This is a genomic window from Borreliella americana, from assembly GCF_032595795.2.
Lineage (GTDB): Bacteria > Spirochaetota > Spirochaetia > Borreliales > Borreliaceae > Borreliella > Borreliella americana.
Genome location: NZ_CP132449.1, coordinates 449,008 through 471,496, shown reverse-complemented (window position 1 = coordinate 471,496; position 22,489 = coordinate 449,008). Strand labels below are relative to the sequence as shown.

Sequence of the window (22,489 nt, the reverse complement as noted above, 5' to 3'; positions counted from 1 at the left end):
ATGATTAAACAAAAATTAAAATTATCCCAAAATTTAAACTCAATTCAAATACAAACAATAAAAATATTAGGCCTTAATCAAAAAGAATTAACAAAACTTATACTAGAAGAAAGCGAAAATAACGAATGCCTAGAAATAGATTCAAATAAAATATTTTTTGAAACATTAAAAACATATAGGTTTAAAAAAATCTTTTATAAAGAAGATGCTGTGATAAAAAACCAACACGACATAGCTCTTGAAAAAACACAAACAAATACTTCTTTAAAAGAACACCTATTGCTACAATTAAGAATTCAAAGAATAAATGAAGATGAAATTAAAATAGGCGAAATACTAATAAACAATCTAAACAGCAAAGGCTTTCATATAATAAACCCTTATGATCTTTTTAAAAAGGAAGAAAAAGAAAAAGTAAAAAAAATAATTGAACTTATTCAAAAATTTGATCCAATTGGAATTTGTGTCCCCAACATAATAGAATCGTTAATTTTGCAAGCAAAGCATCAAAAATTAGAAAATAATATTATTAAAATTCTTGAAAAAGCAGAGCTTCTTGAAAAAACTCAAGAAAAGTTAAAAGAAGAGCTCAAAATAAGAAACAAAGAGTTTAATACGGCTTTAGAAATTATTAGACAAAAACTTAACCCCAACCCAACGCTCGAATTTAAAGACTCAGACGACACCAATTTCTATGTCGATCCAGATATATTAATAATAAATCACAATAACAAATTTAAAATTAAAATCAAAGAAGTTAGCATCTTTAAAAAAGAACTTAAAAGGACAGGTGAAAATCTCCAAAAACAAAAAAAAGCAAAGTGGTTAATCGAATCCCTACGATATAGGGACGAAATACTTGCAAAAATAGGAATAGCTATATATACATTACAAAAAGAATTTCTAAGAAGAGGTTTTAAAAGCTTAAGACCAATGAACTTGAGCATTCTGTCAGAAAAAATTAATGTATCAAAATCAACAATATCAAGAGCGATAAAAAATAAATACTTAAAATGCGAATGGGGTACAATATTAATCAAAGAGCTTTTTAGCTCTGTTGGTGGAGCAAAAACAAATGAATTTTCAAAATTAAGCATTAAAATAACAGTCAAAAAGTTGTTAGAAGCAAATAAAAAGATGTCAGATAAAGCGATTTCTGCTATACTGAAATCCAAAGGAATCTCTATTTCTAGAAGAACAGTGAACAAGTATAGAAATGAATTGAAATCTGAGAAAGGGAGAACATATTATGGAACCTAAAATTCAAACGGTTAATTACAGCTTAAATGAGAATGAAAAAAATTTTATTCTCAAAAAGCTAGAAAAATTTGATATTCATATCAAAAAACATGTTGATAATTTAAAAATTACAATTAAAAAAGAACATGAGCTTTTTGAATTGGACGCACATATTCACTTTAATTGGGGGAAAATAATACATATAAGAGAAGATGGCAAAATACTTCTTAATCTTATTGATAGCACAATAGCAAGACTTTACAAAACAGCAACTAAAGAGAAAGATAAAAAAAACAACAAATAAGATAAGTAAAAAATGCAAGAAGTAAAATTTGAGATAATAAATAAAGATGGAATACATTCGGGGGCTGCAAACATCATTGCCGAATTTGCAAATAAATACTCTTCGTTTGATATAAAAATAACAACAAAAGATGACAGAAAAGCTGTCGCAAAGTCTACAATCGAAATTATCATATTGGGAATAATTTATAAAGAAAAAATAAAAATGACAGTCGTAGGGAAAAAAGAAAAATTGGCAATTAAAAATTTGTTAAATTTGCTAAAATACAATTTTTCAAAAGAGCTTGAAAAATGAACAAAAAAATTTTTTACATAACAATACTGCTACACTTGCCCAATCTTCTATTTTCATACTCAACAAAATACGACATTGAAGTAAAAATGTCGGCTTTTGTCATGAGTCTGGCAATCATAGTAATCTCATCTATTTCAATAGGCAATCTAGTGGCTAAAATAGGAATTCCAAAGGTAATAGGGCAAATAACGGCAGGAATAATTCTAAGTCCAAATGCCTTTGGAAAAATTCAAATACCTTTGTTATTCCCATTAGGGATAACTCAAATTGGAGAAAATTATTTAATAAATGAAAAAATATTTGCAATCTCTACCATAGCTTCAATAATATTGCTTTTCACAGCAGGACTTGAAACTGACTTAAAATTGTTTATCAAATTTTTGCCCCGCGGAGGAATTATTGGAATAACAGAGGTTGTCGGAACCTTCACAAGTTTTGCACTAATGGCAAGCATAATTTTTAACGTTCCCCTAATAAGTCCAACATCACTTTTTATTGGAATAATTGGAACTCCAACATCAGCAGGAATCGCAGCAAGCATACTCTCGGCAAAGAAAAAAATGAGCACCTCAGAAGGAGTGACAATAATCTCAACTTCAATTATTGATGATGTACTTTCAATGCTTATGCTTACAAGTGTGATAACTATATCAAGGTCTATATCAGATCTTGATATAGCAAGCTCGATAAAAACCATAATGCAAAACATAGTAATTTGGCTATGCTTAACTTTCTCTTTAATATATATATCAGAAACACTATCAAGGCTGTTGAAAAAATTAAACAGTGTCACCTTAGCAACCGTAATAACACTCTCTCTAGCCCTTACTATTGCAAGCATTTTTCAAAATTTAGGAATGTCTTTTGTTGTTGGAGCTTATGTATTTGGACTTGCTATGTCAAAAACAGACATTGTATACGTAATTCAAGATAAACTAACAATCTTTGAAAGATTTTTTATCCCGATCTTTTTTACATCAATCGGACTTATGTCAGATATTAATGAAATACTCTCAAAAGAAGTTCTTATTTTAGGATTAGTAATTAGCGCAATAGCGATAATTACTAAAAGTATATTTTGCTTTATCCCAGCACTCTTTTTAGGATTTAATAAACTTGGAGCCTTAAAAATTGCAACTGGAATGGTTCCAAGAGGAGAAGTTTCACTTATTATGGCCAATGTAGCACTATCTTCAGGATTTATTAGCCAAAAAATATTTGGAATCATAATAATAATGGTATTTCTGCCAACAATCGTTGCAACACCCATAATAAATTTTTTATTTAAAATAAATAAAAGCGGACTTAAAAAAGAATTACCAATAGATCAAAATACACACATATGCGTATCATTCGAATACGATAATTTAGCCAAAATTCTTATATGGGACTTTAAAAATGAATTAAGAAAAGAAGGATTTTTTACACAACAAATTAAAAATGATTCTTCACAATATATTAATGCAAGAAAAAACAATATATCCTTCTCAATAAAACGAGAAGGTAGCAAAATCACATTCGAATGCCCAAATAATCACTTAATTATAATACAAGATCTTTTTAGAGAAACAATCTTAAACCTAGAAAAAATAACCAAAGAAGTTGAAACAGTCTCTTTAAGAGCAAAAAAACTAGATTACTCAATAAATTGCGATAAAATCCTTAGAAATATCAATCTAAATAAAAGAATAAAAAAGGAAAACATTATTCTAGAATTAAAATCAAGCAATAAGGCTGATGTAATAAGAGAGCTTCTAAGCGTAATAAACATTGAAATCGATAAAGAAAGAATATTCCAAGATTTAATGGAAAGAGAAAAGTTAATTACTACTGCACTAAAAGAAGGCTTTGCTATTCCTCATTTAAAAACAAATTTAATATCAAAAATACATATTGCAATAGGAATAAGCCATGAGGGAATTGACTTTAATGCTCTTGACAAGAACTTAAGTCATGTTTTTATATTAATACTGTGCCCAGCAAAAGATTACGTTAGTTACCCTAGAATTTTAGCATCTGTTGTGGGTAAAGTTGATCTGTATAAAAAAGAAATTTTAAATGCAAAAACAGATAAAGAAATTTATAATATAATAGTGAGCTGAATTATGTTTAAAGTTATCAAATGTAATGAATTGAATGAAAAATTGATAAACAAAAAAGTTGAAATAAATGCTTGGGTAAAAAAAATTAGACACCACGGAAAATTTATCTTTCTAAATATAAGAGACAGATATGAAAAAGCTCAAGTTCTGGTAAATGAAGAATACCTTTTAAAGATCGTAGAAAAAATAAAACTTGAATATTGCATTAAAATTCAAGGAATGTTGATCAAAAGACCTCCTAATATGATAAATGCAAATATGAAAACAGGACATTTTGAAATATTAGCAAAAAACATTGAAATTATTTCAAAGTGTAACGAATTGCCGTTTATGATAGAAGATGACAACAATGCAGGTGAAAACTCGAAACTTGAATATAGATACTTAGATTTAAGAAGAGATTCCTTGAAAAATAAAATTATTTTAAGATGTAAGGCTACTCATCTTATTAGAAATTTTTTAGTAAAAAGAAAATTTTTAGAACTAGAAACTCCAACTTTTGTCAAATCAACACCAGAAGGTGCAAGAGATTTTGTAATCCCATCAAGAATTCACAAAGGATCTTTTTATGCATTACCTCAATCTCCACAACTTTACAAACAGCTCATAATGATAGCAGGATTTGACAAATACTTTCAGATAGCCCGTTGCTATAGAGACGAAGATTCAAGAGGAGACAGACAACCAGAATTCACTCAGCTTGATCTTGAAATGAGCTTTGTCAAAAAAGAAAATATTTTTAAATTAATAGAAAATATGCTTTTTTTAATATTCAAAAATTGCCTTAATATTAATTTACCTAAAAAATTTAAAAAAATAAAATACAAAAAGGCAATGAACAAATATGGAAGCGATAAACCAGATACTAGATTTGAACTTGAATTACAAGATATAAGCCGCAATCTAAAAAATTCAGAATTCAATATATTCAAAGATACTCTAAAAAACAAAGGGACGATTAAAATTTTAATAGTGAAAGATAGGGCTGATAAGTTTTCAAGAACAAAAATAAATAATTTAGAAGAAATTGCAAAGCTTTACAAAGCACAAGGGTTTTATTTCACAAAAATTGAAAAAAATAAATTTTCTGGAGGAATTGCAAAATTCTTAAAACCAGAAGAACAACAATTAATAAAAACCCATTCTTTAAACAATAATGACATAATTTTCTTTACAAGTGATAATAACTGGGAAACTGCATGTAAAGCAATGGGTCAAATTAGAATAAAAATTGCAAATGATCTTGGGCTAATAGATGAAAATAAATTTGAATTTCTATGGATCTACGATTTTCCACTATTTGAATATGACGAAAATACAAAAACTTATGCACCAGCTCATCACATGTTCTCGCTTCCCAAAAAGCAATATATTGACAATTTAGAAAAAAATCCCAAAAAAGTTATAGGTGAAATTTACGATCTCGTTTTAAATGGTGTAGAACTTGGCTCGGGTTCAATTAGAATACACAATAAAGAACTTCAGCAAAGAATTTTCAACATAATAGGATTTAAAAAAGAAAAATCAGAAGATAGATTTGGATTTTTTCTAAAAGCATTAGAATATGGAGCTCCTAATCATGGTGGCATTGCTATTGGTATTGATAGGTTGATAATGCTGATGACAAAATCAACTTCAATAAAAGATGTAATACTATTTCCTAAGAATTCTTTCGCAGCAAGCCCCCTTGATCATTCTCCCTCTAAAATCTCAAATGAACAACTTGAAGAACTGGGGATCAATATTGTTGCTGATGACACTTAATTTATATAAAAACACATAAAATCAATCCAAAACAAAATACTTTTTTAAAATTTAAAAACAATCTTATTAATTTCTTACTTCTTCAATCAAAATAGTTTTATAAACACATCATTTAATAATAATTTTAAAAATAAATTATTATATTATTCAAATTTTGAAAAACAAACAAAAATAACAAAAAAATATACCTAATAAATAGTAAAAAATATATCAACTAATAATTTTATAATTAAATATCTGAAATATAATTAGAATAATAAAAAAGCCGCTCAAAAAGCAGCTTGCAAATAAAAATTAGTGAATTTTTATTTAATTCCTATTAATATTATTAAGATTTTTGCATGCGATCTTAACACGGTCTTTCATAGAAACCTCAGCTTCTCTTAACCAAACTCTTGGATCATAAAATTTCTTATTTGGAATATCAATGTCCTTGCCATCTCCTAATTGACCTTGTAAACGATTTTCATTTTTTTTGTAATAATTTAAAACGCCCTCCCAGGCAGCCCACTGCGTGTCTGTGTCAATATTCATCTTTACAACGCCATAAGAAAGTGCCTCATTAATCTCATCAATTGTAGATCCAGATCCTCCATGAAAAACATAAGAAACTGGCTTAGCAACATTTACTCCTGTTTTTGATATGACATAATCTTGACCATCTTTTAAAACTTTTGGAGTAAGCTTAACATTACCCGGTTTATATACTCCATGAACATTTCCAAAAGCTGCTGCGATCTGAAAATTTGGGCTAACCTTTAAAAGTTCTGAATATCCATAATAAATATCCTCAGGAGTAGAAAATAGTTCGTGCAAAGCTCTATCTGAATTATCAACTCCATCTTCTTCCCCGCCTGTAATTCCAAGCTCTATTTCTAAAAACATTTCAATTTTTGCCATTCTTTCTAAGAATTTTTTAGAAATTTCAATATTTTCTTTAATAGGTTCTTCTGATAAATCTAACATATGTGAAGAAAATAATGGTTTTTTGTGCTGACTATAGTATTTCTCTCCATACTCTAAAAGCCCCTCAACCCAAGGAAGTAAATTTTTAGCACAGTGATCAGTATGAAGAACAACAGGAACACCATAATGCTCTGCCATTAAATGAACATGCATAGCACCAGAAATAGCTCCAACTATTGAAACTCCTTGTGGTTTTTCCATCTTTAATCCTTTTCCAGAAATAAAAGCAGAACCACTATTAGAAAATTGTATCATAATAGGAGAATTAATTTCTTTTGCTGCCTCCAAAACGGCATTAATAGAATTTGTTCCTATACAATTAATAGAAGGTATAGCAAACCCTTCCTTTTTACATATTTCATATAAAAAATGCAGTTCCTTTCCGTAAACTACACCCGGTTTAATCTTATCTAAAACACCCATTTACATCACTCCTTTCCATTTTATTTTTTCTTTTATCAAATGCCTATAATAAATTATACACCTAAGAAGTTGAATTGAATTTAAATCAATAAATAAATATTAAACCAAAAATAAACATAAAATTTATTAAAAATCTATTATTTTGCATAAAAAGTTTAAAATCAAACATTCTTGGTAGACGCCAACATTTTATACCACTGTGAAAATTCTTTTATTCCTTCTTTAATAGAAATTTTAGCTTCATATCCAACGTCATTTTTAAGCTTCAAAATATCACAACAACTTTCCACAACATCTGCTTTTTGCATAGGCATATAATTTTTTAAGGCCTTTTTATCAAAATTCGCTTCAAGCTCGCTAATAAAATCTAGTAGTTTAGTTGCGTGTCCGGTTCCTATATTATATATTCTATAAGGAAAAGAAGAAGTTGACGAATTTGGATTTTTAACGTCAAAGTGACAATCACTCTTAGCCGGATTTTTCAAAACTTTATAAACACCGTCTGCAATGTCACTTACATATGTAAAATCTCTAGCCATATTGCCATTGTTAAAAATATTAATGAATTTGCCATTTTTAATTCCATCTGAAAATAAATATAAAGCCATATCAGGCCTTCCATAAGTCCCATAAACTGTGAAAAATCTAAGCCCTGTTGTGGGAATATTAAAAGATGCGCTATAAGCATGAGCCATCATCTCATTAGATTTTTTACTAGCTGCATATAAATTTAAAGGATGATCAGTAATAGAATCTTCACTAGACGGCATATTTTCATTTATGCCATAAACCGATGAAGTTGAAGCATAAACAAAATGCTCAATATTTTCTTTATAAACTCTGCATGCATCCAAAACATTAAAAAACCCAACAATATTTATTGAAACATAGCTATCAGGATTTTCAAGACTATCTCTAATGCCTGCTTGAGCGGCCAAATGACAAACATGTGTAAACTTATGATCTTTAAAAAGTTCTAGCAGCTTGTCCTTATTTAGGATATCAAGATAAGCAAAAGATAAATTATTATATTTTTTACTCTTAATAATCTTATTAGGAGTTTTGATATCCTTAGAGCAAAACCCTAAAGCCTCTAACCTTTCATGCTTAAATTTGGGATCATAATAATCATTTAATACGTCTATACCCAAAACTTCATGCCCTTCTTCTACAAGCTTTTTAGCTACATGAAATCCAATAAACCCCGCAATTCCGGTTAAAAAAATCTTCATACTATTATTCCTCTTTTAAAATTCAATACAAAGTAACACCATTAATCTATTTTTTAAAACCAATATCTCTTTTTTGATAGCTGCGAGAATTGTTGATGCTACACCTATTATTTCTAACATAAGAAACTCTTATTCTTTTCATATTTCCATCTCCCTCACTTTCAGTTTTTATGTCACTATAACGATTTAAAGTTGTATGAACAATCCTTCTTTCAAAAGGATTCATTGCTGGCAACAAAATAGAGCGCCTGGTTCTTTTGACCTTATGAAAAGAATTTATTGCTAAATTAATAAACCTAGATTTAAATCGTTCTCTATAGTCTCCAATATCCAATATAACCCTATTAAAAGTGCCATTTTCACCAATAAGCTTAGAGACATAGATATTTGTTAAAAGCTGTAAAGAATCCAAATTTTTACCCTCTCGTCCAATCAAAATATTTGGACTATCCGTTTCAATAGAAATCTTAACATATCCACCTTCTTTGGGCTCTATTGTCAAATTTGCAGAATATCCCATTTTAATTAGCATTTTTTTTACAAATTCTAAAATTTTATCACAAATTTCATCACCAATTTTAATTTCAAAACCGCCTTTTTTAAACTCCTTTACATGAGGAGAAACCCTTATTTTAATCATTTCTTTCTTAAATAAGAATCCAACCCTTTCTTTATCTAAAATTTCTACATCAAACTCGCCCTCTTTTAATTCTAGATCTCTCATTGCTTTCTTAATTGCTTCTTGTTCAGTTTTTCCGTAAAATTCATAGCTCATATTATTCCCCCTTTAAGACAAATGCATCTTTATATAGTATTGTTGCAAAATAGTAAAAATATTTGTTGTAATCCAATATATCAAAAGCCCTGATGGCATATTGTAAAGTATGAAAAAAAACATAATAGGCATTCCAAAATATAAAAATTTCTGCTGCGCTCCAAGATTTTTTAAATCCATATTAGAACTAACAATTGTAGATCCCAATTGAGTAAACATCATAATAAAAGGCAAAATTCTAATATCGGTCCAAGAAACAAAATAAAGCTTATATCCAAAATGATATACACTGTCCCCAATAGATAAATCATCAATCCATCCTGGAATAAAACTAGCTCCTCTTAATAAAAATAAATTATTTACAAGCGAATAAAGAGCAAAAAATATAGGAAGCTGTAAAATTACAGGAAGACACCCCCCAAGAGGATTAACTCCTTCTTCTTTATAAAGCCTTCCCATCTCTTCATTCAACTTCTTGGGATCATGCTTAAACTTTAGTTGAAGCTCCTTCATTTTAGGTTGAAGCTTGGAAAGCTCTGCAGTGGCTCTAAATCCTTTAAATGTCAAAGGAAATATAAGTATTCTAACAACAATTGTCAAAAAAATAATTGAAAGCCCCCAATTAGGTATAACATCATAAAAAACTTGCATTACCATTTGCATGGGAACTTGGATCAAATACCACAAACTCTTTTCCACTGACATTCCAAAAGAAATATCAGATAAACCAAAGGTATTGTCACTGCTCTTGTCAAAGATGTCTAGATACCTATTATCCTTAGGCCCAGCATAAATAAAAAACTCGTCGCTAATATTTTTTTTATTTCTAACATTATTAATAATAAACGATTTAAGAATTCCTCTTTCCTTCTTAAATTCAACTTCCATATTTTCTTTAGAAACTAACACCCCAAAATACTTAGTACTAGAACCAATCCATCTGGGATTATTAATCCTTAGACCATCTTTACCATATTTAAGCTTATTATCATAATAAATTATTTGAGATAAATAATTATTATATTGTAGCTTTGCTTTATCACTCAACCTTTCAATTTCAGAACTAAAAATAATTTTATAAGAATCAGTATCAAATAAGTTATAATCCTCAAGACCATTTACAGTAACTTTAAATTTAATCAAGTACTCATTTTTTTTCGAAAATGTATACTTCTTTGCATATTCATAAGTTTTACCATTACTTTTAAAATAAGCTTTAAATTCATGATTAAAATCATCTATCTTTTTATATAAAAACAAATCCTCTACTAAATAGTCAAAACTAACATCAAAAAAAGTTTCATTTTTGTAATCAATATTAATCAAATCTGTAGGATTTTTTTCCAAATTTAAATGATTTTTAAGCTTTAATGAAACCAAATTTCCTCTAAATGTAGAAAAAGTAACAACATATATCCCTGTTTCTACAACAATATCTTGAGACTTGTTAATCAAATTAAAGCCATTGCTCTTACCTGACAACATCTCATTATCATCAAAACTTTTGTTTAAATCAAACCGCACTTCCTTGTCAGAAGACTTAGAGCCTAAAATGTTTGAAGAAAAAATATCATTAATAAGCATAAAAAGACCTATTAAAAATAAAGACAAATAAACTGTCCTTAAAATTCTTCTACTTTGATTCACCTATGCCCCTCACACCTTGAAATCAAACTTTTCATAAGAGATTCAATACTAAAATAAGTCAAAGTTAACTTGCTGTAAGAAACTACAAAAATAATATCTAAAGCTATAACCTCTAACAATTCTAATCTTTTTCTAAAAGCTTCTTTAAAAAGTCTTCTAATGCGATTCCTTTTAACAGATCCCTTAAAACCTTTAGAAAAAGTAACAAGAATCCTAGAATAAACTAAATGATTTGATTTATAGAACATTTTAAGATTAAGATTGCTAAATCTAATCAGATTGCCTTCTTTGAAAATTTTTTGAATTTCTATTTTTGATTTTAAACTAATATTTCTTTTTCTCATCAGAAACAGTTAATTTCATTCTTCCTTTTGCCCTTCGCCTTGAAAGAATAAGTCTTCCACCTTTAGTTTTCATTCTAGCTCTAAACCCAAATTTTCTATTTCTTTTAACACGGCTGGGTTGATAAGTTCTTTTCAAAACGCTCCTCCATTAAAAACAATTTTATGCTGCCAAGCTACAAATTGAACACTACCATGGTATAGCATATAAATGTAATTGTCAATAATAATTACCTTACTAAAACCTTTATATCTATTATTTTAATGCCTGTCAATTCTTTTATTGAATTTAATATCTTCGACTTATCGATTGATATACTATACAAAATACTTGAATTGCTTACCTCAAGAAAAAGGATCTTCTCATTTTTAAAATCTAAAAATTTTACATCGTCTGATAAAGTCTCAAAAATCTGATTCCATTTATCAGCAATCAATAATTTTGAACTTATTTTTTTATTAACAAGCAAATTAGATTCTAAATAATTTTTAAGAACATTACCTATTTTTTTAAAAGCAGAATCATTCATAGAAACCTTTTATATCACAATGCAAAAAACAATATTAAATAAACCTAGAAAAGCTTATTTTAATATTCAAAACAGCATCAATAATTCACTTTAACCTAAAGACATAGGCATTATCAAGTGCGTAAAATTAAAATTTTCAGGTTCGCTCAATTTTAATACATTGCCCGAATTAAATTGTATTTCTATCTTTGAGGTTTCAAAGACATTAATAGCTTCAACAAAATATGAAATATTAATAGCCATTACCTCAGCTTCTCCATCATACAGATAGTTAGGATCTTTAATGAAAAATTCACCTTTTCTTCCAGTAATCAAATCTTCTCCAAGAAGTTTTAATTGCAGCTCAGAAAAAGTTAAAACCAACTTTCTTGATTTATCAACATATAAATTGACTCTAGCAAGTCTATCTTTTAGAATGCTTAGCGAAACTAAAGATTTATTTTTCTGTTCTTTGGGTATAATGCTCTTGTAATCTGGATAATTGCCATTAATTAGGCTGCAAGCTATTTTATAATTATCAAATTCAACATAAAATTTTTTATCTGAAGATTTTATTTTAACCATACCTTCTCCTGACATAAGATGTTTTAAGAAATTAAATATTTTTACAGGAACTATAAAATTTACATCTTTTTCAACTATAACTTCCGTTTTACAAATAGACATTCTGTGACCATTGGTGGCAACAAGGAGTAATTTAGAATCTTCATCTTTTGAAAAATAAACACCATTTAATACATTCTTGGATTCATCAAAATGTGCTGAAAAAGCTATTCTATTTATTACTTTTTTAAAAGATTTTTGTTTTACTTCAATTTCAAAAGTGTAATCTTCATTAACCATATCATAATTATAATTTTCTATTTCTTCGTATGAAAAAGTGGGTTCTTTTAAATGATCTTCATATTCTTCTTTTTCATCTTTTAATTCTCCCATAATTTCCAATTTGCTGTTGTTCTCATTAAAAACTATTTTGATTTTCTTATAAAAACTGAATGCCTTTACTGCGTCATAAAAATTTGAAGCATTAATTAAGACTTTAAAATCTGCTGCTGAGACAATTGAAATTGTGCTTTCAAAAAATATATTTCTGTCTGTTGATTTGATTATGAGATTGGATTTTTTTACCTCCATTAACAATGCACTCCAAATATCATTCATATTCCTGTTCAATATTATTCCCTTTGCTTTTTCTATTTCATCTATAATTTGATTTGTTTCGCAAATAAAAAATGTGTTATGTAGCATAATGCCTCCTTATATATTGTATTACATTTTATCTTTGCAAGATTTTATAGGGTTTGAATTTTTGGTCTTTATAGATATATAGTAGTAATAGTAGTAAGTCCCTGTTTGATTGTTTAATTGTATTTAATATTATGTAATGCAATGAAATATCTTGTTTAATTATGTGTTGTTTTTTGTCATTTTTTTGATAAATTATTTGTTACAATTGTTTAAAAAATTTTTGATTTTTCAATTAAGTTTAGTTTTTTTTTATTTTGTTCATAAGTTCTGTGATTAAATTGTTAATTTCTTTATCATTATTTCTGTCTCTATCTATTTTATTTATCGAATAAAGCACTGTTGAATGGGTTTTCCCTCCAATAATTTTCCCAATTTCAACTGTTGATAGCTCTGTAAAATTCCTTAAAAGGTATGCATAAATATGCCGAGCTTTTGTTATCTCTGGTTTTTTGCTATGTCCCTCAATATCCTTGTGTGTAATTTTCAGCTCTCTTAAGAGTATTTTTTTTATATTTTCGATATTAATTTTATTACTTTGTTCATTGGTTGTTTCTTTTTCGTAAATTATTATTTCTTTGATTATTTTTTCAACAATGTCAATGTCAATTTCTATATTATCCAAATCTATATATGCTTTTAGTTTTGTTACAGCAGCTTCAAGGTCTCTTACATTGGTTGTAACTTTTTGAGCAACCAAATTTAGAATATTTTTAGGGACATTTATTCCGTCCTCTTCTGCTTTTTTTTCGACAATAGCTACTCTGAGTTCAAAATTAGGTTTTGATATATCAACATTTAGTCCCCTTGTGAATCTACTTTTTAATCGATCTGTAAAATTTGTAAGCTCAGAAGGAGGTCGGTCACACGTAAATACCAATTGTTTATTGTCTTCATAAAGGGCATTAAATGTGTGAAACAGCTCTTCTTGTATACCCTCTTTTTTTTGTAAGTCGTGGATATCGTCAATAAGTAGCATGTCTAAATATCTATATTTTTTTTTAAATTTTTTTGTTTCATGTGTTTTTATGCTTTCTACAAATTCATTTAAAAAATTTTCAGCAGTAACATATAATATCTTAAGGTCATGATGTAGTTCTTCTGTCTTGTTTCCTATGCTTTGAAGCAAATGTGTTTTTCCAAGCCCAACCCCGCCATAAATTAGACATGGATTATATTTTTTCCCAGGATTTTTTGAGATTGACAAGCTGGCATTGTATGCAAGCTTATTGTTTTGTCCTATGATAAAATTTTCAAATGTATATCTTTTTTTAAGAAAGGGGTTTTTAAAATTTGTTGGCTCTTCTTCTTTTTTGATGTACATTTTTATACGATCTTGAATGCTTTGAATTGGTTCTTTGGAGGGTGCTTTTTCTTTGGGCTTGTCGAAATTGGAAAAAGTTTCGTTAAAAGCCGTTTTTTTGCTTTCTTGCTTGTTGTAATGAATTTTGGGTGGTTGATTTGTAAATACAATGACTACATTATTGTAGCCATTTTTTGTGAGGATTTCTTTAATTTTTTTTGTAAATCTTTTTTCTATTTGATTTTTATGAAATAAATTTGGAGTAGATATTTTAATATTGTCACCTGTTGATTCTAAAAAGTACAAATTTTCAAACCAGACATAAAATTCTTCTTCTGATAGTTCTTTTTTTATTTCTGTTAAAATCAAGCTCCATATATTTTTCGCTTTTTCCATTTTTTTGTCCTTGTTGGTTTTAGCACTATACTTTTAACATTATATAGTATAATGTTAAATTAGGATTCTATCTAAATTGTATGTGAATTTTTAAAAGTTTTTAGTACTTTCTATATAATAGATATTATTTTTTTTTTAATGTAGAATTTATCTGTGTCTAGATTTTGATTAAATGAATGGAAGGTTTATGAATTATGTTGCTAGTAACATTCAAGTTTTAAAAGGACTTGAGGCTGTTAGGAAAAGGCCTGGCATGTATATAGGCTCTGTTTCTGTTAATGGGTTGCACCATTTGGTTTATGAGGTAGTTGACAATAGTATTGATGAGGCTTTAGCTGGGTTTTGTGATAGAATAGATGTTATTATCAATTTAGATAATACTATAACCGTAATTGATAATGGGAGAGGGATTCCTACCGATATTCATGAAGAGGAGGGTGTTAGTGCCCTTGAACTTGTTTTAACAAAATTACATTCTGGTGGCAAGTTTAATAAAGGTACTTATAAAGTTTCTGGGGGGCTTCATGGCGTTGGAATTTCGGTTGTAAATGCGCTGTCATCGTTTTTAGAGGTTTATGTTAATAGAGATGGGAAAATTTTTAGGCAAACTTTTTCAAAAGGTATTCCAACCTCTAAAGTAGAAGTTGTGGGAGAATCTTCTGTTACAGGAACCAAAGTTACTTTTTTAGCGGATTCTGAAATTTTTGAAACTTTAGATTATAATTTTGATGTTCTTGAAAAAAGGCTTAAAGAACTTGCTTTTTTGAATGATAAAATACACGTTTCAATTGAAGATAAAAGAATTGGTAAAGAAAAATCTTCAAAATTTTATTTTGAGGGTGGGATAAAATCTTTTGTAGATTATTTAACCAATGACAGTAAAGCTTTTCAATCAGAACCCTATTATATTGACGGTTTTATTAATGATGTTATTGTTAATGTGGGGCTTAAATGGACAGAAAGCTATTCTGATAACATTCTTTCTTTTGTTAATAATATTAATACAAGAGAAGGGGGGACTCATGTTATGGGTTTTAAAAGTGGACTTACTAAGGCTATGAATGAAGCTTTTAAAAATTCAAAAATTAGCAAAAAAGATATTCCAAATATTACAGGAGATGATTTTAAAGAGGGGCTTACAGCTGTTATTTCTGTCAAAGTTCCAGAACCTCAATTTGAGGGTCAAACGAAGAGTAAGCTTGGTAATTCTGAGATAAGAAAAATAGTTGAGGTCGTTGTGTATGAGCAGTTATTGGAAATTATTAATTTAAATCCTTTAGAGATAGATACTATTCTAGGAAAAGCAATAAAAGCTGCTCGTGCTCGTGAAGCTGCAAGAAAAGCAAGAGAATCAGAAAGAAAAAAAAATGCATTTGAAAGCTTGGCATTGCCTGGAAAATTGGCTGATTGTGCCTCTAAAAATCCTTTAGAAAGAGAAATCTATATTGTAGAGGGTGATTCTGCAGGAGGAAGTGCTAAAATGGGTAGAAATAGATTTTTTCAGGCCATTTTGCCATTATGGGGGAAAATGCTTAATGTTGAGAAAACAAGAGAAGATAAGGTAATTACCAATGATAAGCTTATTCCCATAATTGCATCTCTTGGTGCAGGAGTTGGTAAAACTTTTGATATTAAAAAACTTCGTTATCACAAGATCATTATTATGGCAGATGCTGATGTTGATGGTTCTCATATTAGAACTTTGCTTTTAGCTTTTTTCTTTAGATATATGAGAGAGTTAATTAAAAGTGGATATATATATATAGCCATGCCTCCTCTTTATAAAATAAAGTATGACCATCGTATTTATTATTTTTATGAAGAGAAAGAAAAAGAAAGATTTTTAGATTCTATTGAAACTAAAAATCGCAGCAACATTTCTCTTCAGAGATATAAAGGGCTTGGGGAGATGAATCCAACGCAGCTTTGGGAAACGACTATGGATCCTGCTAGAAGAAAAATGAGGTTGATGAATATAGATGATGCTATTGAAGCTGAAAAAACTTTTGTTACTCTTATGGGAGATTTGGTTGAACCCAGAAAAGAATTTATTGAACAGAATGCACTTAATGTAATTAATCTTGATGTGTAATTGGAGAGTTAATGGCAGTTGGAGAAAATAAAGAACAAATATTAAATGTTAAGATAGAAGATGAAATAAAAACGTCTTATTTAAATTATGCAATGTCAGTTATTGTTTCCAGAGCTCTTCCAGATGTAAGAGATGGTCTTAAGCCAGTTCACAGGAGAATACTTTATTCTATGTATGAGATGGGGCTTCGTTCTGATAAAGCTTTTAAAAAAGCTGGTAGAATAGTGGGAGATGTTCTTGGGAAATATCATCCTCATGGAGATCAATCAATTTATGATGCTCTTGTAAGACTTGCTCAAGATTTTTCACTTAGATATCCTGTAATACGGGGGCAGGGAAATTTTGGATCTATTGACGGAGATCCCCCTGCTGCTATGCGATATACTGAAGCTAAAATGGAAAAAATAACTGAATATATTGTTAAGGATATAGACAAAGAGACTGTTAATTTTAAGTCTAATTATGATGATTCTTTAAGCGAGCCTGAGATTATGCCCTCATCATTTCCATTTCTTTTGGTAAATGGCTCTAGTGGAATTGCTGTTGGAATGGCTACTAATATGGCACCTCATAACTTAAGGGAAATTTGTGATGCTATTGTTTATATGTTGGATAATGAGAATGCTTCTATATTTGATTTGCTTAAGATAGTTAAAGGTCCTGATTTTCCAACTTTTGGGGAGATTGTTTATAATGATAATTTAATTAAAGCATACAAAACGGGCAAGGGAAGTGTTGTTATTAGGGCAAGATATCATATTGAAGAAAGAACAGAAGATAGAAATGCTATAATTGTTACAGAAATACCTTATACGGTAAATAAATCTGCACTTCTTATGAAAGTTGCGTTTTTAGCAAAAGAAGAAAAGTTGGAAGGACTTTTAGACATAAGAGATGAATCTGATCGAGAAGGCATTAGAATAGTTCTTGAAGTCAAAAGAGGATTTGATCCTCATGTTATTATGAACTTGCTTTATGAGTATACTGAATTTAAAAAGCATTTTAGTATAAATAATTTAGCTCTTGTTAATGGTATTCCTAAACAGTTGAATTTAGAAGAATTATTATTTGAATTTATTGAGCATAGAAAAAATATTATCGAAAGACGTATTGAATTTGAATTAAAAAAGGCAAAAGAGAAAGCGCATGTTCTTGAGGGATTAAATATTGCTTTAAATAATATAGATGAGGTTATTAAGATTATTAAATCATCTAAATTGGCAAAAGATGCAAAAGAGAAGCTTGTTTCAAATTTTGGTCTTTCAGATATTCAGGCCAATTCAGTTCTTGATATGAAGTTACAAAGACTTACAGCTCTTGAGATTTTTAAGCTTGAAGAGGAGCTTAATGTGCTGTTAGGCTTAATAAAAGATTATGAAGATATTCTCTTGAATCCAGCAAGGATTATTAATATTATAAAAGAAGAAACTATTAATTTAGGTTTGAAATTTGGCGATGAGCGTCGAACTAAAATAATTTATGATGAGGAGGTTTTAAAAACTAGTATGTCGGATTTAATGCAAAAAGAAAATATTGTTGTTATGCTTACAAAGAAAGGTTTCCTTAAAAGACTTTCACAAAATGAGTATAAATTACAAGGTACGGGAGGAAAAGGTCTTAGTTCGTTTGATCTAAATGATGGAGATGAGATTGTTATTGCTTTGTGTGTCAATACTCATGATTATTTGTTTATGATTTCAAACGAAGGAAAGCTTTATTTGATCAATGCTTATGAAATAAAAGATTCTTCCAGAGCTTCAAAAGGTCAAAATATTAGTGAGCTTATTAATTTGGGAGATCAAGAAGAAATATTGACTATTAAGAATAGTAAGGATTTTACTGATGATGCTTATTTATTGCTTACAACTGCAAGCGGAAAGATAGCCAGATTTGAATCTATAGATTTTAAAGCAGTAAAGTCACGAGGTGTTATTGTTATTAAACTTAATGATAAAGATTTTGTTACGAGTGCAGAAATTGTTTTTAAGGATGAAAAAGTAATTTGTCTTTCTAAAAAGGGTAGTGCATTTATATTTAATTCAAGGGATGTTAGGCTTACTAATAGAGGTACCCAAGGTGTTTGTGGAATGAAATTAAAAGAAGGTGATTTGTTTGTTAAAGCTTTGGCGGTTAGAGAAAATCCCTATCTCTTGATTGTTTCTGAGAATGGGTATGGCAAAAGGTTAAGCATGTCTAAAATATCTGAGCTTAAAAGAGGAGCCACTGGTTATACTAGTTATAAAAAATCTGATAAAAAAGCGGGTAGTGTTGTTGATGCTATAGCAGTTTCAGAGGATGATGAAATCTTGCTTGTAAGTAAACGTTCAAAAGCTTTAAGAACAGTAGCTGGAAAAGTATCTGAACAAGGCAAAGATGCTAGAGGAATTCAAGTATTATTCCTTGATAATGATAGCTTGATTTCTGTTTCAAAATTTATTAAATAAAGAATTGATTTTTTTTATTCAAGGATGTTCCACGTGGAACATCCTTTTTTTATTCTTAAATTGTAATTCAATATTATAACCTGGTAAAATTTTGTGTTGTAGGAGGTTCTGATAATATGGATGGAGTTTTTAAAATGATAGATATTCATCTTCTAGATATTGATAATGATCAGCCAAGGAAATCTGTTAGTCTTGTTGAATTAGAAGAACTAAGTATTTCCATAAAAGAAAATGGAATTTTGCAACCTTTGATTGTTTGTAAAGTAAATGATAGATATAAAATAATAGTAGGAGAAAGAAGGTTTAGGGCCGCTAAGCTTGCTCAGATGACAAATATTCCTGTTATCGAGGTTAAAATAAAAGAATCCTATAGAGATTTTATGCCCTTGGTTGAAAATATTCAAAGAGAAAATTTTACTCCTGTTGAGGAGGCTTATGCCTATAAAAATGTAATGAATAAATATTCTTTAACTCAAAAGGATTTATCTGAAAAAATTGGCAAAAGTAGGACCTATATTTCAAATTTAGTTAGGATTTTAGATCTTGAGCAAGAAATATTAAATGCAATACATAGGAAAGAAATTTCTTTTGGGCATGCTAAAGTTATTTTATCCTTAAAAGATAGACAAGACAGGTATAATCTTTATTTAATGATACTTAAAAAAAAAATTTCTGTAAGGGATGCAGAAAAATATGTTAAAAATTTTTCCAAATCCATAGTAAAAAAAAGAGAACTAGAACAAGATCCTTTTTTAAACACCATAAAAGAATTTCTATTTGATAAAATTCAAACAAAAATAGATATTAAAGGGAATCAAAATAAAGGCAAAATAGAGATAGAGTATTTTACTTCGAGTGATTTAAAAAGGATTGTTTCCTTTTTTGGCCATAGTAGCTAAATTATTTTTATAATTTAAAGATTGTAAAATATCTTTTCTTAATTTTATAAGGGTTTTTATTCCTAGGTATTTGTCACAATACATAAATTTTTCAAACTTGTTTTAAAATTGTTTAATTTTTTAAAAATTGAGCTTTAAATGAAAGACAAAGTCTATATTTTTTATTTGTAGTTAAATTTAAAAGCAAAAAAATAATATTTAAAAAACAAACAATAAGAATATATTTTATATATTCTTATTGGCCCAGTTGTAAATTTAGATAGAATTATTTTTAATATATTGTATTTTTTTCTTTATTTCTAAAATAGAATGAAACAATAATTTCAAGTTTTCTTGCCTTAATTTGTTAAATTCGATATTTTTAAATTCTTTTATATTTTTTAATATAAAATCCAGTGTTTCTTTTATGTCATTTTCATATTTTTCGTTTTTATTAAGTAATGATTTGCGTGAATCTTTTAAATCAAAACTTTTTTTATAAACAATTTTAAATTCTTTTAAAGAATTTATTTTTCCATTTAGAACTTCGGTTTTTAAAATAGGGGGACAAGATTTTTTAGATATTTCATATGATAATGATAAAGGTAATTTTTCTATAGTTAGCTGCTTGTCGGAATTTTCGATAAGCAGATTGTATCTTGATATTAAGGAGTAAACCTTATCTTTTTTAAATCCCATACTTTTAAACCACTGATAAAAAAGCCCGTTATATTGATTATTTCCTTTTAATTTATCTTGAACATCTTTGAGTATTTTTCCAATTTTTGTATAAGTGTTGTTGAAAATATTGAAAATTTCATATTGCTTCTTTTTTAAGAATTCAGAAATATCTTTATCTAGCTTATTGTAGTCGAAGTCTTTTTTTTCGATCGAAATAATTTCTTTTTTTTCAATATTTTCTGAATTGTTTGAAGATGTTTCTAATTTTTTGCCCATTAGAAACATTAAAGTTTCTAAATTGTCAGACATACTTATTCCTTAATTTTGTTTATTATCTCTTTTGAGAGTGCTAAGAAATCTTTTGCAGCATTGCTTTCTTTATCATATTCATATACAGGCATTTTTGCTTCTTGAGATTTCGAAATAGTTATATTTTTCCTTATTTTTGTATTTAAAAGCTTTTCTTTAAAAACTTTTTTTAACGAGTTTACATATTTTTCTTTACTTTTATTCCTTATATCGTATTTATTTATAAAAACACCTGCAATCTCTAAATTTTTATTTATTTGCTTCACAGTATTTATTGTATCTATTAGTTGATTTATGCCCTCAAATGCAAAAAATTCCGTTTCAATTGGTATTAACAAGTAATTGCTTGCAATAAGGGCATTTATAGTTAATATTGAAAGTGTGGGAGGGCAGTCGATAATAATAAAATCATATTTATCTTTTTCATACAGTTTTAATGCAGTTTTTAAAAAATTTTCTCTTGAAAGTTCATTTATTAATTCTTTTTCGAGCAAAGCCAATTTAATACTAGAAGGAATTATGTCTAATTTAAAATGATTTAAAGGTTTAACCTTTATTTTTTTGCTAATAAGTTCATAACTTGAGTTTACGGCTATATGCTCTGAGGTGTTTGTGCCGCTAGTAGAGTTTCCTTGTGAATCAATATCTATTAGAAGAATTTTTTTATCAAGCAGGGTCATTGAATAAGAAATATTAATGGCGCTTGTGGTTTTTCCTACGCCTCCTTTTTGATTGATTACAGATATTATTTTCATATAAATTTTCTCTTTTTATTTAGCTTTGTTTTTATATTTTAAAGCATAAATGATAAAAATAATAATACTTTAAATTAGTTTTTAAATATTTGATTATTTGACATGCATATTATTCTATATTAAAATTTAAAATTTCTTGAATTAAACCATTTTTTATAAAAAATTCCGATATTTTTTGTTTATTTTTTGTTTTGAATTTAATTGAAGTGTTTATTTTGTTTAAAAAGTTTGAATCTATTATTTCTATTTCAAGTTTATTTTTCATTTTTAATAGTGCATTGTATTGGTTGTAAGTTAAATTTAAGCTTAAAGTTTCTAATTCCTCTTTTTCTATTATAGATGTATTATTAATAACTTCTTTGGCAGAGTTGTAATATGCTTTGATTAATCCCCCTCTTCCAAGTAAAGTGCCTCCAAAATATCGTAATGTGATTATTAAGGTATCAGTTAAATTATTGTTTATTATTGCATCCAATGTGGGTTTTCCTGCTGTTAAATTAGGCTCTCTGTCATCACTCATTCCATTTAGAAATGAATTCTTGTTTCCGATTCTAAATCCATAAACCACGTGCGTAGCATTTTTAAATTTTATTTTGTATTTTTTAATAGTTTTATTTATATCGTTTTTTTTTCCAATATTAAAAATATATGAAACAAAGATGGATTTCTTTATTTCAATTTTAGAATTATTATTGTTTTTTGGCACAAATATCATATAACGTAAGTATACTATCTTTTTAGATGTTGCAGTATTTATTGTTTATGTATA

Annotated in this window: 20 protein-coding genes; 8 read left to right on the top strand and 12 right to left on the bottom strand. The window is 28.1% G+C overall.

From position 1 onward, the window contains the following. Genes rpoN through aspS form a run of 5 tightly spaced genes read left to right on the top strand, consistent with a single transcriptional unit; the run spans nt 1 to nt 5,703 of the window. Nucleotides 1-1,260, top strand: coding sequence for an RNA polymerase factor sigma-54 (gene rpoN, locus QIA00_RS02235; RefSeq protein ID WP_316257222.1), 1,260 nt, complete (start codon nt 1-3; stop codon nt 1,258-1,260). Next, nucleotides 1,250-1,543, top strand: coding sequence for an HPF/RaiA family ribosome-associated protein (locus QIA00_RS02230; RefSeq protein ID WP_316257220.1), 294 nt, complete (start codon nt 1,250-1,252; stop codon nt 1,541-1,543). The genes rpoN and QIA00_RS02230 overlap by 11 nt, the downstream gene beginning before the upstream one ends. 12 nt (nt 1,544-1,555) lie before the next feature. Beyond that, nucleotides 1,556-1,837, top strand: a complete 282-nt coding sequence (locus QIA00_RS02225; RefSeq protein WP_316257219.1) for an HPr family phosphocarrier protein — start codon at nt 1,556-1,558, stop codon at nt 1,835-1,837. Continuing rightward, nucleotides 1,834-3,939, top strand: coding sequence for a cation:proton antiporter domain-containing protein (locus tag QIA00_RS02220; RefSeq protein WP_316257217.1), 2,106 nt, complete (start codon nt 1,834-1,836; stop codon nt 3,937-3,939). Before QIA00_RS02225 ends, QIA00_RS02220 begins: the two co-directional genes overlap by 4 nt. A gap of 3 nt (nt 3,940-3,942) precedes the next feature. Next, entirely contained in the window at nt 3,943-5,703 is a 1,761-nt protein-coding gene (gene aspS, locus QIA00_RS02215; RefSeq protein ID WP_316257215.1) for an aspartate--tRNA ligase, read from the top strand. A gap of 309 nt (nt 5,704-6,012) precedes the next feature. Here the strand turns inward: aspS and fbaA are convergent, their stop codons facing one another. The 9 genes from fbaA to dnaA form a co-directional block, all read right to left on the bottom strand. Further along, nucleotides 6,013-7,092 (bottom strand): class II fructose-bisphosphate aldolase, encoded by a 1,080-nt coding sequence (gene fbaA, locus QIA00_RS02210; RefSeq protein ID WP_184107300.1) that lies wholly within the window; start codon nt 7,090-7,092, stop codon nt 6,013-6,015. Nucleotides 7,093-7,253: 161 nt separating this feature from the next. Further along, nucleotides 7,254-8,324 (bottom strand): NAD-dependent epimerase, encoded by a 1,071-nt coding sequence (locus tag QIA00_RS02205; protein ID WP_316257214.1) that lies wholly within the window; start codon nt 8,322-8,324, stop codon nt 7,254-7,256. A 46-nt stretch (nt 8,325-8,370) separates the two neighbouring features. Next, nucleotides 8,371-9,099, bottom strand: a complete 729-nt coding sequence (jag, locus tag QIA00_RS02200; protein ID WP_316257212.1) for an RNA-binding cell elongation regulator Jag/EloR — start codon at nt 9,097-9,099, stop codon at nt 8,371-8,373. Nucleotides 9,100-9,111: 12 nt separating this feature from the next. After that, nucleotides 9,112-10,746, bottom strand: coding sequence for a membrane protein insertase YidC (yidC, locus tag QIA00_RS02195; RefSeq protein ID WP_316257210.1), 1,635 nt, complete (start codon nt 10,744-10,746; stop codon nt 9,112-9,114). After that, nucleotides 10,743-11,090, bottom strand: a complete 348-nt coding sequence (gene rnpA / locus QIA00_RS02190) for a ribonuclease P protein component (RefSeq protein WP_316257209.1) — start codon at nt 11,088-11,090, stop codon at nt 10,743-10,745. Before rnpA ends, yidC begins: the two co-directional genes overlap by 4 nt. Further along, nucleotides 11,071-11,226 (bottom strand): 50S ribosomal protein L34, encoded by a 156-nt coding sequence (rpmH, locus tag QIA00_RS02185; protein WP_002557032.1) that lies wholly within the window; start codon nt 11,224-11,226, stop codon nt 11,071-11,073. The genes rnpA and rpmH overlap by 20 nt, the downstream gene beginning before the upstream one ends. 91 nt (nt 11,227-11,317) lie before the next feature. Further along, a complete protein-coding gene (locus QIA00_RS02180) occupies nt 11,318-11,617 on the bottom strand; it encodes a hypothetical protein (RefSeq protein ID WP_316257206.1) in 300 nt (99 codons plus the stop codon). A 90-nt stretch (nt 11,618-11,707) separates the two neighbouring features. Beyond that, nucleotides 11,708-12,865 carry a DNA polymerase III subunit beta gene (gene dnaN / locus QIA00_RS02175; RefSeq protein WP_316257205.1) on the bottom strand — a complete coding sequence of 386 codons (1,158 nt, stop codon included), beginning with the start codon at nt 12,863-12,865 and terminating at the stop codon, nt 11,708-11,710. Between the two features lie 238 nt (nt 12,866-13,103). Beyond that, on the bottom strand, nt 13,104-14,561 hold the full coding sequence (gene dnaA / locus QIA00_RS02170; RefSeq protein WP_316257203.1) for a chromosomal replication initiator protein DnaA: 1,458 nt from the start codon (nt 14,559-14,561) through the stop codon (nt 13,104-13,106). A gap of 187 nt (nt 14,562-14,748) precedes the next feature. Here dnaA and gyrB point away from each other — a divergent pair, with 187 nt between their 5' ends. The 3 genes from gyrB to QIA00_RS02155 all read left to right on the top strand — a co-directional run bounded on the left by gyrB (nt 14,749) and on the right by QIA00_RS02155 (nt 19,996). Next, nucleotides 14,749-16,653 carry a DNA topoisomerase (ATP-hydrolyzing) subunit B gene (gene gyrB, locus QIA00_RS02165; RefSeq protein ID WP_316257654.1) on the top strand — a complete coding sequence of 635 codons (1,905 nt, stop codon included), beginning with the start codon at nt 14,749-14,751 and terminating at the stop codon, nt 16,651-16,653. A gap of 11 nt (nt 16,654-16,664) precedes the next feature. Then, nucleotides 16,665-19,097 carry a DNA topoisomerase (ATP-hydrolyzing) subunit A gene (gene gyrA / locus QIA00_RS02160; protein ID WP_316257202.1) on the top strand — a complete coding sequence of 811 codons (2,433 nt, stop codon included), beginning with the start codon at nt 16,665-16,667 and terminating at the stop codon, nt 19,095-19,097. A gap of 116 nt (nt 19,098-19,213) precedes the next feature. Beyond that, entirely contained in the window at nt 19,214-19,996 is a 783-nt protein-coding gene (locus QIA00_RS02155) for a ParB/RepB/Spo0J family partition protein (protein ID WP_316257201.1), read from the top strand. A gap of 255 nt (nt 19,997-20,251) precedes the next feature. Here the strand turns inward: QIA00_RS02155 and QIA00_RS02150 are convergent, their stop codons facing one another. The 3 genes from QIA00_RS02150 to QIA00_RS02140 form a co-directional block, all read right to left on the bottom strand. Continuing rightward, nucleotides 20,252-20,965 (bottom strand): hypothetical protein, encoded by a 714-nt coding sequence (locus QIA00_RS02150; protein WP_316257200.1) that lies wholly within the window; start codon nt 20,963-20,965, stop codon nt 20,252-20,254. Nucleotides 20,966-20,967: 2 nt separating this feature from the next. Further along, on the bottom strand, nt 20,968-21,720 hold the full coding sequence (locus QIA00_RS02145; RefSeq protein ID WP_316257199.1) for a ParA family protein: 753 nt from the start codon (nt 21,718-21,720) through the stop codon (nt 20,968-20,970). Between the two features lie 109 nt (nt 21,721-21,829). Continuing rightward, nucleotides 21,830-22,435 carry a YigZ family protein gene (locus tag QIA00_RS02140; RefSeq protein ID WP_316257197.1) on the bottom strand — a complete coding sequence of 202 codons (606 nt, stop codon included), beginning with the start codon at nt 22,433-22,435 and terminating at the stop codon, nt 21,830-21,832. Nucleotides 22,436-22,489 lie beyond the last annotated feature (54 nt).